This window comes from Leisingera sp. XS_AS12, from assembly GCF_041224635.1.
Classification (GTDB): Bacteria; Pseudomonadota; Alphaproteobacteria; order Rhodobacterales; family Rhodobacteraceae; genus Leisingera.
Genome location: NZ_JBGFGM010000128.1, coordinates 289357 through 302891, shown reverse-complemented (window position 1 = coordinate 302891; position 13535 = coordinate 289357). Strand labels below are relative to the sequence as shown.

The following is a 13535-nucleotide window of genomic DNA, read 5'->3' as shown; positions in this document are numbered from 1 at the left end:
CACGGCACCGCGAGCCGCCTGTAACATGACATTGAAATCGCGCCGCCAGCCCCCATTATCCACTGCCATAGACAACGGCGTGAGGACCCCATGACCCGCTACCACAAAGACCCCGACGCCATCGCCGCGCTCTCGGCGGAAGAATATCACGTGACACAGGAATCCGGGACCGAGCGCCCCGGGACCGGCAAGCTGCTGCACAACAAGGAGCCGGGCATCTACGTCGACATCGTTTCCGGTGAACCGCTGTTTGCATCTTCCGACAAATATGATTCCGGTTGTGGCTGGCCCAGCTTCACCAAACCGATCGAACCCGCCCACGTGCAGGAGCTTGAGGACCGATCGCTCGGCATGATCCGCACCGAGGTCCGCTCCACGCATGGCGACAGCCACCTGGGCCATGTGTTCCCGGACGGGCCGATGGACCGTGGCGGCCTGCGCTACTGCATCAACTCCGCGTCCTTGCGCTTTGTCCATCTGGACGACATGGAAGCCGAGGGATATGGCGATTACATCAACCAAGTGGAGGTCGTGAAATGAGCACTACCGAACGCGCCGTACTGGCAGGCGGCTGTTTCTGGGGCATGCAAGAGTTGATCCGCAAACGCCCAGGCGTCCTCAGCACCCGCGTCGGGTATACCGGAGGCGACGTGCCCAATGCCACCTACCAAAACCACGGCACCCACGCCGAAGCGATCGAGATCATCTTCGACCCGGCCGTCACATCCTACCGGGAGATGCTGGAGTTCTTCTTTCAGATCCACGATCCCACGACGCCAAACCGGCAGGGAAACGACGTCGGAATGAGCTACCGCTCCGCCATCTACTATGTGGACGAACGGCAGAAAGCCGTGGCCGAAGAGACCATTGCCGACGTCAACGCGTCCGGCCTGTGGCCCGGAAAAGTGGTGACCGAAGTGGAGCCCGTCAGCGATTTCTGGGAGGCCGAGCCGGAACATCAGGACTACCTGCAGCGCCTGCCCAATGGCTACACCTGCCATTTCCCTCGCCCGGACTGGGTGCTTCCCAAGCGCAGCACCGCAGCAGAATAAAGTCAGTCACGGCAGCCTTTGCCCAAGACAATGGGACGGAGTCTGCCTGCATTTCTTGCCCACAGTGGGCGCGCCCAGAGCCTGCAACCTGTGTTCCGGGGCGTCCCGTGGGCTTTCCGCTTCAGCCCCGCGCGACCCGCGGTCGCCCGCTGGCCTCCACCGTCAGCGTCGCCTCGACAAACACCTCCCGCGCTTCCAGCTGGGCGGTTTTGACATCCCGGGCGACATGCACCTGGATGTCATCGGCCCCCGCCGCCTCTGCAGCGCCTCGGGCCTCCTCGGACAGCGCATTCTCCAAAGCCGCCAGGGCCGCATCTCTCTCCATGAAGTCTTTCGGACCACTCTCCAGGTGCACGCGGAATTTGCCTTCGGATGGCGCGGTCACGGTACCAGTGCGCCGCATGGACACACGGCCGACGACGGCACCGATGGCATTGGCCACACCGGCGTGCTCCGGCAGTATCATCCGCGCACGCAGGCGTTCTCCAACGGCCGGGTAGTAGCTGGGCGCCGAAGCGCCCAGACCGACGACATCAACATTCACCGACGCATCCAGCGCCAGCAGCCCGCGGTGACCTGACAGCCCCTTTTGCAACAGAACATGCCGCGCAAGCTGCTCCGCAGGCAGGTCGAAACCCTCGGCCTCCTCGGCAATAGCAGACTCTAACAAGGTCAACGCCGTCTGTTCGGTCAATTGGTCGATGATCATGCGCGCAAGCTCTTCGGCATCGCGCGCCAGCCGGTGGCCACTGCCTGCACGGCGGCGGGCAAACAGCGTCAGCGCTTTCACTGCCGCCTCCCGGTCCCAGCTCTCCAGCCGCCCCAGCACATGGCTTGCATCCGAGGGCGTCACCCCCGCCATCTGCACCAGCCCGCGATCCACCAGCCGCGCCAGCGCCGCCTGATCGATCCGGGTCCGCAACACCTGCCCCAAGGGCTGCACGTCGGTGCCGATCCGCGCCAGCAAGGCAGCCTCGCGTTCGCCCAAACCGGCCACGGCACCGCCCGGTACCGCCCGCACGAACCGCCCGTCATGTTCACCCACGGTGCTCGCATGCAGCTGGCCGTCAAGTGCGGCATGCACCTGCTCCGGCGCCTCCGTGGCGATCAGCGCCACCGGTACCAACCGCCGTGGCCCCAGCGTCACACCACCAGCCAGGCCAGAGGCGTTCATATGCACCTGGCTGTCGCCGCCCAACCCGGTGGTACGCATCGCAACCGCCTCGACCATGGTGCGGAACCCTCCGACCTGCGCGCCTGCCGGATCAATGGCCGGTCGCCCATCGCGGATCAGTGCAACATCCGTGGTCGTGCCGCCGATATCGCTGACCAGCGCATTCTGCGCGCCAGTCAGCCAGCGCGCACCGACGATAGAAGCCGCAGGACCAGACAGGATGGTCTCGATCGGCCGCTCCCGCGCCTGTTCCGCGCTCATCAACGCACCGTCACCGCGCACCACCATCATTGGCGCCCTGATGCCGAGGTCATGCAGCTTGTCCTGCGCGCGACCGATCAACCGGTCGATCATCCCGATCAGCCGCGCGTTCAGCACGGCCGTCACCGCCCGTTTCGGCCCGTTCAACCGCGCCGACAGCTGGTGCGAGCAGGTCACCGGCGCGCCGGTCATCTCCTGGATGATCCGCGCCGCCTCCAGCTCATGCGCTGGATTGCGAGTGGCAAAGACCCCGGCAACGGCAAAGCCGGTCACGCCCGTCCCCTCGCGGCGCAGAAAGGCTTCCAGCGCAACCACATCCAGCGGCGCAGCCTCGCTGCCGGCGTGGGTGTGACCGCCTGCCAGCACCAGCGCCGGATCGCCCTTCAGCGCCTCCCGCAGCCCGTGCCGATCCAGATCGGCTTCGGCAAAACCAATGTAGATCAGCGCCACCCGGCCGCCCTGGCCTTCGACCAGCGCATTGGTGGCCAGCGTCGTCGACAGCGCCGCCATCGAGACCGCCTCGGGGGCGACGCCCGATTGCGCCAGCACCGCCCGCACCGCACCGCCGACACCTATCGCCAGATCATCCCGTGTGGTCAGCGACTTGGCACTGGCGATCACCTCCGTCTCGTCGCGGATCAGCACCGCATCGGTATAGGTTCCGCCCGTATCCACCCCCAGCAGCAGCGCCATGCCCGCTCCTCTCCTCGTTCATCTTGCTGCCTCGGGTGTAACGCCTATTTGCGGCGCGTCCATCCTGTTTGCGTCACGGCAGACGCGCCAGCGCCCAGGTCGCCGCATCCGCCACCGCCGGATCAGGATCAGCCACCAGCGCCTGCGCGGCGCCGCGCAGCTCCGCCAGACCGGAATTGCCGATGGCATATAGGACATTGCGCACAAACCGGTCGCGCCCGATCCGCTTGATCGGCGAGCCGGAGAACGTCTCCCGGAATGCCGCATCATCCAGCGCGGCCAGCTCCGCCAGCCTCGGCGCTTTCAGCTCCTCGCGCGCGGCATAGCGCATGTCGCTGGCCGCCACCGCGAACTTGTTCCACGGGCAGGCCGCGAGACAATCGTCGCAACCATAAATCCGGTTGCCCATCTTCGCCCGCAGCTCTTCGTCCACCGGCCCTTTGTGCTCGATCGTGAGGTAGGAAATGCAGCGCCGCGCATCAACCTGGTAGGGCGCCGGAAAGGCATCGGTGGGGCAGCTGTCCAGGCAGGCCCGACACGATCCGCAACGGTCGCGCTCAGGCGGATCCGCGGGCAGCTCCAGCGTGGTAAAAACAGACCCTAAAAAGGCCCAGTTCCCCCAATCCCGGCTCACAAGGTTGCTATGCTTGCCCTGCCAGCCCAGCCCCGCCGCCTGACCCAGCGCCTTTTCCGGCACCGGTGCGGTATCGACAAAGACTTTCACCTCGGTCTCTTCACCCGCCACTGCGATCAGCCAGCGCGCCAGCCGCTTCAGCCGCTTCTTGACCAGGTCGTGGTAATCCTTGCCCCGCGCATAGACCGACACCGCGCCGCGATCGGCCTGGCCGACCACCGCCATCGGGTCCTCCTCCGGGGTGTAGCTCTCCGCCAGCATGATGACCGAGCGCGCCTCGGGCCAGAGCTTGGCCGGATCGCCCCGCCAATGGGTCCGCTCCGCCATCCAGCCCATCTGCCCGTGATAGCCCGCCTCCAGAAACGCCTGCAGCCGCCCGGGCACCTCCGGCACATCCCAGGGACGGCAGACCCGGCAGGACACAAACCCTTCGGCCAGCGCCTGCGCCACCAGTTTTTCCTTGATGTCCGCCGCGTCTTTCATCTTTCCAAAAATACTCCGGGGTGAATTGGGCCGCAGGCCCAAGAGGGGCAGCGCCCCACTGCCCGGTCTATCAGAAATCGAGGTCGGTGTAATGCGGCGGCGGCCGGAAGCCCGGCACCTGATCCGCCAGGATCGAACGGAACGCGGGCCGCGACTTGATCTTGGCATACCAGTCCTTGACCGCGGCCGAGCGGTTCCAGTCCACATCCGAGATATAGTCGAGCGACGACAGATGCGCGGCAGCAGCGAAATCCGCCAGGGTCATCGTATCCCCCGCCAACCAGCGCCGATGGTCCAACAGCCACGCCATGTAGTCCAGATGATACTTGATCGCCTTGGCACCGGCCTTGACGTTTCGGCTGTCCGGGTAGCCCTGGCCGGTGATCTTCTTGTTCACCCGCTCGTAAAGCAGGTTCGAGGTCACCTCGTGGTGGAACTTGTCGTCGAACCAGTTCACCAGTCGGCGGACTTCATAGCGGCCCTCGGCATCGCGCGGCATCAGCGGCGGTTCGGGGCGGGTTTCCTCAAGGTATTCGCAGATCGCCGCGCTTTCGGCCATCATCTTGCCATCCAGCCGCAGCACCGGAATCTTGGCGGCCGGGTTGCGACGCAGGAAATCGGCATCCTGCTCCCAATAGCGTTCCTCGACCAGCTCCACCTCGATCTTCTTCTCCGCCAACGACAGCCGCACCTTGCGACAGAAGGGGGACAGGGGAACGTGATACAGACGCGCCATACTTGATGAAGTCTCCGGTAGGTTTCAGCAGATGGTCAAGCAATGCCCCGGCAGGCACAAAGATTCAATCCTCGAAACAATCGGCACGCCCGTCTGCGCGGATGGTGGCTGCCCCATCCGCGATCTGGCGGGCGCGACGTTGGACAAAGCTGCTGGGCTGGCGGGCAGAGCGTTCCTTGGGATTGGGCAATACCGCGGCAATGAGCGCTGCCTGCCGCGCGGTCAGCGCTTCCGGCCCGACACCGAAATAACGCCGAGCCGCGGCTTCGGCACCAAAGACACCTTCATCCATCTCGGCAACATTGAGGTAGACCTCGAGGATGCGGCGCTTGCTCCAGGTGATCTCGACCAACGGGGTCAGCAATGTCTCCAGCACCTTGCGCGGCCAGCTGCGCCCTTGCCACAGGAAGACGTTCTTCACCACCTGCTGTGAAATGGTCGAGCCACCGCGGGTTCCGCCCGCCTCGATCGCTGCCTGGATAGCCCGCGCATCGAAGCCCCAGTGGCGGCAGAACTGCGCATCCTCCGCCGCAACCACCGAACGCGCCAGCACCGGCGCCATTTCTTCCAGCGGTACCCACATGCGGTCCACTTCGCCCAGACGGCGCTGCTCGGCCCAGATCGTATGGGTGATCGGCGGGTTCACCACCGAGTACAGGAGGATAAGCGCCACGAAGCCCGCCACGATTCCCAGCACCAACCGCAGCACCCAGCGCTGCAGCCATTGCAACGGCTCCAGCTTGCGCTTTGCCGCCTTGCCGCTGCTCTTCGATTTCTTCTTTTTTGCCACTGCCTTTGCCATGCCTCTCTATAGGCCAGCCTAGCCGAGTGAACCAACCGCTAAAAGAAACCCCCGCAAGCATTCGCCTGCGGGGGTGTCTGTTTCCAGTATCTGTTTCGGGCTTATTCCGCCGGAACCGCCGCTTGCTCCTGCATCAGCGGATGCGGCAGCTTGTTCAGCATTTCCTTGGGGCAGACCTGCAGGAAGTTGGCCTTCTCGATATCCCAGTGCTGCAGGATCTCCGCGGCCTTGCGGCTGCCGGTTTCCTCGAGGTGCCGTTCAATCAGCCCTTTCAGCTGCGCTTCCCAATGATCCACTGTCACCGGGCAGGTGACGAGGGTTTCCATGTTCATCAGGGTCTCCGCCTTGCCTTCCGGGTCATAGAGATACGCCATGCCACCGGTCATGCCTGCGCCGAAGTTGGCGCCGATCGAGCCCAGGATCACCGCAACCCCGCCGGTCATGTATTCACAGCCGTTGGAGCCGCAGCCCTCGATCACCACCTTGGCACCCGAATTGCGCACCGCGAAGCGCTCGCCGGCACGGCCAGCTGCAAACAGGTACCCGTCGGTGGCACCGTACAGGACGGTGTTGCCGATGATGGTGTTCTCGCTGGCCTTCAGCGGGCTCACCTGCGGCGGACGCACCACGATGGTGCCGCCCGACAGACCCTTGCCGACATAGTCGTTGGCATCGCCCGACACTTCCAGCTTCAGCCCGGGTGCCGCAAAGGCGCCCAGCGCCTGACCGGCAGAGCCCTGCAGTTTCACCGTCAGGTGATCCGGCTGGAAGGAATTGCGCATACCGAAGTTGCGCACGATATGGCTCGAGGTGCGGGTGCCGACGCTGCGGTGGGTGTTCTGCACCGCATAGGACAGCTGCATCTTCTCGCCGTCCTGCAGGAACCGCGCCGCATCGCGCACGATTTCCGAATCCAGCGTATCCGGTACTTCGTTGCGCTCCTTGTCGCGGTTGTAGACGATGTTGGCAGAGCCATCGACCGTGATCAGCAGCGGGTTCAGGTCCAGATCATCCAGATGCGCCGAGCCGCGGGAGACCTGCGCCAGCAGATCGGCACGACCGATCACCTCGTCCAGCGACCGCGCGCCGATGGAGGCGAGGATCTCGCGCACTTCCTGAGCGTAGAAGGTGATCAGGTTCACCACCTTGTCAGCGTTGCCGGTGAACTTGGCGCGCAGGGATTCGTCCTGGGTGCAGACCCCCACCGGGCAGGTGTTGGACTGGCACTGACGCACCATGATGCAGCCCATCGCAATCAGCGCGGCGGTGCCGATGCCGTATTCCTCGGCGCCCATCATTGCCGCCATCACGATGTCACGGCCGGTGCGCAGACCACCATCGGTCCGCAGGGTCACCCGGCTGCGCAGGTTGTTCATCGCCAAGACTTGGTGCGCCTCGGTGAGGCCCATCTCCCAGGGCAGACCCGCATATTTGATGGAGGTCGCTGGCGATGCCCCGGTGCCGCCGTTGTGGCCCGAGATCAGGATGATGTCGGCCTTCGCCTTGGCAACGCCCGCGGCGATGGTGCCGACGCCCGAAGACGCCACCAGCTTCACCGTCACCTTGCAGCGCGGGTTGATCTGCTTGAGGTCATAGATCAGCTGCGCCAGGTCCTCGATCGAGTAGATGTCGTGGTGCGGCGGCGGCGAGATCAGGGTCACACCCTTGGTCGAATGGCGCAGGCGGGCGATCAGGTCGGTGACCTTCATGCCCGGCAGCTGGCCACCCTCACCGGGCTTGGCACCCTGGGCCACCTTGATCTCCAGCTCTTCACACTGGTTCAGGTATTCAGCCGTGACGCCGAACCGGCCCGAGGCCACCTGTTTGATCTTCGCCGACGGGTTGTCGCCGTTGGGTTCGGGCACGAAGTGTGCCGGATCCTCGCCACCTTCGCCCGAGTCGGACTTGGCGCCGATACGGTTCATCGCGACGTTCAGCGTCTTGTGCGCCTCGGGCGACAGGGCGCCCAGGGACATGCCCGGCGTGACGAAGCGCTTGCGGATCGAGGTGATCGATTCCACTTCCTCGATCGGCACCGGCTTGCCAAGGGGCTTGATCTGCAACAGATCGCGCAGGTGGATCGGCGGGTTCGACTGCATCTTCGCCGAATACTGCTTCCACAGTTCGAACGAGGCGCGATTGCAGGCCATTTGCATCATGTGCATCGAGCTAGCTTCCCAGGCGTGGGTCTCGCCGGACTTGCGCGCCTTGTAGAAACCGCCGATCGGCAGCACACCCTCGGGCGACTTCCAGGCCTTGGCGTGGATTTCTTCTAGCTTGCTCTGGATACCGGTCACACCGATACCAGAAATGCGGCTGGTCATGCCGGGGAAATACTCGGCGCACATCGCACGGCTCAGGCCCACGGCCTCGAAGTTCAGACCACCGCGGTAGGACGACACCACCGAGATGCCCATCTTGGCCATGATCTTCAGCAGGCCCTGGTCGATCGCCTCACGGTAGCGGGCGACGTTCTCGGTCAGGGTGCCTTCCAGCAGGCCGCGCTCGATGCGGTCGGCCAGCGAATCCTCGGCCAGATAGGCGTTCACCACGGTTGCGCCACAGCCGATCAGCACGGCGAAGTAATGCGGGTCGATACATTCCGCCGACCGCACGTTGAGCGAGCAGAAGGTCCGCAGGCCTTCGCGGGTCAGATGCGAATGCACCGCGGAGGTCGCGAGGATCATCGGCATCGCGACCTTATCCGCGCCGGAATACTGATCGGTCAGAACGATATGACCTGCACCCGACCGCACTGCCTCCTCGGCTTCGCTGCGGATCCGCGCCAGCGCGGCGCTCAGGGCACCCCGACCGGGCGCAAAGGTACAGTCGATCTCGGCCATCGGCGCATTGAAATGCTCGACCAGCGTGTCCCACTGGGCGTTGCCGACAAAGGGGCTTTCCAGCACGATGATCTCGGTCTGGGAGCTGTCCTCGTCCAGAACGTTCTTGAGGTTGCCGAAGCGCGTCTTCAGCGACATCACCCGGTATTCGCGCAGACTGTCGATCGGCGGGTTGGTCACCTGGCTGAAGTTCTGGCGGAAGAAGTGGCTCAGCGGACGGTACATTTTCGACAGCACGGCCGACGGGGTGTCATCCCCCATCGAGGCCAGCGCCTCTTTGCCATCCTCGGCCATCGGCGCCAGGATCTGCTCCAGTTCCTCGATCGAATAGCCGGCCGCGACCTGACGGCGGCGCAGCTCCTCGCCGGAGAACAGGGGCTTTTCGGTCACCCCGGACAGCGTCGAATCCAAGTCGCTGATCTTGCTCACCCACTCCCCAAAGGGCAGCGCACGGGCGAGTTTGTCCTTGATCTCGGTATCGTGGTAGAGTTGGCCCTTCTGCATGTCGACGGCCAGCATCTGGCCCGGCCCCAGCGCGCCTTTTTCGACAACGGTTGCCTCGTCGATCGGCACCATGCCCGCTTCCGAACCCGCGATCACCAGGCCGTCGCCGGTCACCACATAGCGCATCGGACGCAAGCCATTGCGGTCCAGACCGGCGCAGACCCAGCGGCCATCGGTCATCGCCAGCGCCGCGGGGCCGTCCCAGGGCTCCATCACCGAGTTGCAGTAGGAGTACATGTCGCGCCAGGCCTGCGGCAGCTCCACCGCCTGCTTGGACCAGCTTTCGGGCACCAGCATGGTTTTCGCCATCGGCGCTGAACGGCCCGCGCGCACCAGAACCTCGAACACGCCATCCAGCGCCGCCGAGTCAGACGCACCGCTGGCGATGATCGGCTTGATGTCTTCGGCGTAGTCGCCAAAGGTCGAAGACGCCATGCGGATTTCATGGCTCTTCATCCAGTTCACGTTGCCCTTCAGCGTGTTGATCTCGCCGTTGTGGGCCAGCATGCGGAACGGCTGCGCCAGCCACCACTGCGGGAAGGTGTTGGTGGAGTAACGCTGGTGATAGATCGCGAAGGCGCTCTCGAAGCGTTCATCCATCAGGTCGGGGTAGAACACCGCCACCTGCTCGGCCAGCATCATGCCCTTGTAGATGATCGAGCGGCACGACAGCGACGCGAGGTACAGCCCGTTGATGCCCGCGGCCGCCGCGGCCTTCTCAATGCGGCGGCGGATCACATAGAGCTCGCGCTCGAAGGTTTCCTCGTCCACGCCCTTGGTGTTGGAGATCAGGATCTGCTCGATCTCGGGGCGGGTGGCGTTGGCCTTTTCGCCCAGGCAGGACACATCCACCGGCACATGACGCCAGCCGTAGATGAAATAGCCCATCCGCAGGATCTCGGTCTCGACGATGGTCCGGCACTTCTCCTGCGCGCCGAAATCGGTGCGCGGCAGGAACACCTGGCCCACCGCCATCAGCTCATCTTCGTGCGGCTCATGGCCGGTGCGACGGATCTGGTCGTGGAAGAAGGGCACCGGGATCTGCACATGGATGCCCGCGCCGTCGCCGGTCTTGCCGTCGGCATCCACCGCGCCGCGGTGCCAGATCGCCTTCAGCGCGTCGATGCCGGCCTCGACCACCTTGCGGCTCTTCTTGCCGTCAACGGAGACCACCAGCCCCACGCCGCAGGAGGAATGCTCTTCCTCCTCGGAATACAGGCCGTTCTCCGCCAGCCACTTGCGCTTGGTTTCTTCGGCGCGCACCCAATCTGCATCATATTTGGTCATTGGCTGTTTCCTTCTTGGCACGGGGCAAACATGTCGATCACGTCAGCGCCGGTCAGTTTCCGGCTGCTGGCATCGAACGCATAGCCCGCTGGCTTCTTGTCGATATAAAGTTCCAGGCGCAGTTCATTGCCGCCTGCATTGTCAAACAGGCCAGCCGAGATCTGCGTCTGGCCCTGATGTTTTCCCGAGGTCATGCGGTACCACAGCGCCGAGCCGCATTTGCTGCAAAAGGCGCGTTCCGCCCAGCCGGAGGACTGATAGGTCTGAACCGGTCCCAGTGCTGCATAGCCGGGGGCAGCCTGAAAGCTCAGGAACGGCCCGCCAGCCCAGCGCTGGCACATCTGGCAATGACAGGCGGCCACGGCGTCGCGTGCCGGGGTGGCGGTGACGGTCACCGCGCCGCACATGCATTGTCCCTGCAATTCGCCCATCTCCGTGTCCTCCTGCTGGCTAGGTCAGCACTGCTGACTTTTGCTGCTCCCCCACACCCGCCGCGCCGCAGCCTGGTTGGTGCAGGGGCGGTGGCGGGTTACTCCGCAGCCACCGCGGCCTTGCTGTTGAATTTCTCCAGGATCGCCCCGGCGCAGTCCCGGCCATCCTTGATCGCCCAGACCACCAGCGAGGCACCGCGCACGATGTCGCCCACCGCATAGACACCCTCAAGCTCGGTGGCACCGGTCTTGAATTCGGCCTTGATGGTGCCCCAGCGGGTCACCGGCAGCTCCGGCTGGTCCCACAGGGTCGGCAGATCCTCCGGTTCAAAGCCCAGCGCCTTGATCACCAGATCGGCCTCTTCGACGTAGTCCGCGCCCTCGATCACCTCTGGTGCCTGACGGCCCGAGGCGTCCGGCTGACCAAGGCGCATCTTCTGCACCATCACGCCGACGACCTTGCCGCCCTCCTCGGTGAAGCCCTTGGGCGCGGAAAGCCATTCGAACACCACGCCTTCTTCCTCGGCGTTCTGGGTTTCACGCTGCGAGCCGGGCATATTGGCGCGGTCGCGGCGATAGAGGCATTTCACGGATGTCGCGCCCTGACGGATCGAGGTGCGCACACAATCCATCGCGGTATCACCGCCACCGATCACCACGACCTTCTTGCCCGCGGCATTCAGATCGCCGTTGTCAAAGGCTTCAACCGCATCGCCAAAGCTCTTCTTGTTCGAGGCGGTGAGGAAATCAATCGCCTTGACGATACCCTCGGCACCGCTTCCCGGCATCGACAGATCGCGCGACTTGTAGACGCCGGTGGCGATGATCACCGCGTCATGCTTGGCGCGGATATCCTCGAACGAGATGTCCTCGCCCACGGTGCAGTTCAGCTTGAAGGTAACACCACCGTCGGCCAGCAGCTTGTTGCGGCGCTCGACCACGTCCTTCTCCAGCTTGAAGCTGGGGATGCCGTACATCAGCAGCCCGCCGGCGCGGTCGTAGCGGTCATAGATGGTGACCTGCACGCCTGCCTTGCGCAGCCTGTCCGCGGCCGCCAGACCGCCGGGGCCGGCACCGATGATGCCAACGCTCTCGCTGCGCTCGGCCAGCGGCGCTGCGGGCTTGACCCAGCCCTGCTCCCAGGCGGTGTCGGTGATGTATTTCTCGACCGAGCCGATGGTGACGGTGCCGTGGCCCGACTGCTCGATCACGCAGTTGCCTTCGCACAGGCGGTCCTGCGGGCAGATACGACCACAGATCTCGGGGAAGGTGTTGGTGGCCTGGCTGACCTCGTAGGCCTCTTCCAGGCGGCCCGTTGCCGTCAGGCGCAGCCAGTCGGGGATGTTGTTGTGCAGCGGGCAATGGCTCTGGCAGTAGGGCACGCCACACTGGCTGCAGCGGCTGGCCTGCTCCTCTGCCTTGGCGGCGGCATATTCCGCGTAGATCTCATTGAAGTCTTCCTTGCGTACGCTCGCGTCACGCTTTTGAGGCATGTCGCGTTCGATCTGCACAAATTTCAGCATCGGTTGCTTGGCCACGGGCTGGACTCCATCGTTTGTCTGGCTGCGAGGGTACCTTTGCAGGTATCGGCACGCTTTATGTCAACTATGCTGACCTATTTCATCAGCTCTTGCCCCTCTGATACCGTGTTCCGCAGAAATGTACAGAGATTTTAGGTCCGATCCGGACCATAATCGGGACTTTCATAATCAAGACCGGGATTTATACAGGATCCCGACAGGTTATGGCCGGGTTGCGGCCCGCAGAGGACGATTTCAGAATGCCGATATTTCAACTGGTGCTGGTGGCTTTGATCCAGGGAATCACTGAATTTCTGCCGGTTTCCTCCTCAGGACATCTGATTCTGCTGCCCGGGCTGACCGGTCTGGAGGACCAGGGCCAGGTGATCGACGTCGCCGTTCATGTCGGGACGCTGGCAGCGGTGGTGATCTATTTCTGGCGTGATGTCCGCATGGGGCTGGCCGGGCTGCCCCGCGCCCTCAGCGGTCGCCTGGACACCCCCGGCGCCCGGCTGGCGATGGGGCTGGTCGTCGCCACCATTCCCACCGTGCTGTTCGGCGCGGCGCTGCATTTCAGCGGGTTCAGCGACAGCCTGCGCTCGATCACCGTGATCGGCTGGACCATGCTGGGCTTCGGGCTGCTGTTGTACTGGGCCGACCAGAAAGGGACCGAGGTAAAACAGGTCGATGACTGGGGCCTGCGCGATGCGCTGATGATGGGGCTGTGGCAGATGCTGGCGTTGATCCCCGGCACCTCTCGGTCGGGCATCACCATCACCGGCGCGCGCCAGCTCGGCTACAGCCGCGAGGAAGGCGCCCGCATCGCCATGCTGATGTCGATCCCGACCATTCTCGCCTCCGGCATCCTCCTGGGCACCGAGGTTGCACTGGACGCAGACACCGCCCTGCTGCGGGATGCAGGCATTGCCGCCGCCCTGGCGATGGTCTCGGCGCTGGCGGCACTCAGCCTGATGATGCGCCTGCTGCGCTCGGTCAGCTTCACGCCCTATGTGATCTACCGGGTGATCCTGGGGCTGATCCTGCTGACCATCGCCTACGGCAGCTGAGGCGCAGAAAAAAGCGCAGGCCCCGGCCCGCGCTTTAGATAACGTCCG

Annotated in this window: 10 protein-coding genes; 3 read left to right on the top strand and 7 right to left on the bottom strand. The window is 64.3% G+C overall.

From position 1 onward, the window contains the following. The first annotated feature begins 90 nt into the window (after positions 1-90). Positions 91-540: a peptide-methionine (R)-S-oxide reductase MsrB gene (gene msrB / locus AB9K35_RS23465; protein ID WP_222454477.1), complete on the top strand. Its 450-nt coding sequence runs from the start codon at positions 91-93 to the stop codon at positions 538-540. Continuing rightward, positions 537-1052: a peptide-methionine (S)-S-oxide reductase MsrA gene (gene msrA, locus AB9K35_RS23460; RefSeq protein WP_369929872.1), complete on the top strand. Its 516-nt coding sequence runs from the start codon at positions 537-539 to the stop codon at positions 1050-1052. Before msrB ends, msrA begins: the two co-directional genes overlap by 4 nt. A 121-nt stretch (positions 1053-1173) precedes the next feature. Here msrA and AB9K35_RS23455 read toward each other — a convergent pair whose 3' ends face one another. From AB9K35_RS23455 to AB9K35_RS23425, 7 genes are all read right to left on the bottom strand, one after another. Then, the gene (locus tag AB9K35_RS23455; protein WP_369929870.1) at positions 1174-3180 is read right to left on the bottom strand and encodes a hydantoinase/oxoprolinase N-terminal domain-containing protein; all 2007 of its coding nucleotides are present in this window, start codon (positions 3178-3180) and stop codon (positions 1174-1176) included. Positions 3181-3253: 73 nt separating this feature from the next. Further along, the gene (gene queG, locus AB9K35_RS23450) at positions 3254-4297 is read right to left on the bottom strand and encodes a tRNA epoxyqueuosine(34) reductase QueG (RefSeq protein ID WP_369929868.1); all 1044 of its coding nucleotides are present in this window, start codon (positions 4295-4297) and stop codon (positions 3254-3256) included. 70 nt (positions 4298-4367) lie between these two features. Beyond that, positions 4368-5033 carry a glutathione S-transferase family protein gene (locus AB9K35_RS23445; RefSeq protein WP_222454473.1) on the bottom strand — a complete coding sequence of 222 codons (666 nt, stop codon included), beginning with the start codon at positions 5031-5033 and terminating at the stop codon, positions 4368-4370. Between the two features lie 64 nt (positions 5034-5097). After that, positions 5098-5835, bottom strand: coding sequence for a monofunctional biosynthetic peptidoglycan transglycosylase (gene mtgA / locus AB9K35_RS23440; protein WP_369929866.1), 738 nt, complete (start codon positions 5833-5835; stop codon positions 5098-5100). 101 nt (positions 5836-5936) lie between these two features. Next, positions 5937-10469 (bottom strand): glutamate synthase large subunit, encoded by a 4533-nt coding sequence (gltB, locus tag AB9K35_RS23435; protein ID WP_369929864.1) that lies wholly within the window; start codon positions 10467-10469, stop codon positions 5937-5939. Beyond that, positions 10466-10900 carry a GFA family protein gene (locus AB9K35_RS23430; protein ID WP_369929863.1) on the bottom strand — a complete coding sequence of 145 codons (435 nt, stop codon included), beginning with the start codon at positions 10898-10900 and terminating at the stop codon, positions 10466-10468. The genes gltB and AB9K35_RS23430 overlap by 4 nt, the downstream gene beginning before the upstream one ends. 98 nt (positions 10901-10998) lie before the next feature. Next, positions 10999-12438: an NAD(P)-dependent oxidoreductase gene (locus AB9K35_RS23425; protein ID WP_369929861.1), complete on the bottom strand. Its 1440-nt coding sequence runs from the start codon at positions 12436-12438 to the stop codon at positions 10999-11001. A gap of 242 nt (positions 12439-12680) precedes the next feature. Between AB9K35_RS23425 and AB9K35_RS23420 the strand changes: the two genes are divergently transcribed. After that, entirely contained in the window at positions 12681-13487 is an 807-nt protein-coding gene (locus AB9K35_RS23420; RefSeq protein ID WP_369929859.1) for an undecaprenyl-diphosphate phosphatase, read from the top strand. Positions 13488-13535: the final 48 nt, after the last annotated feature.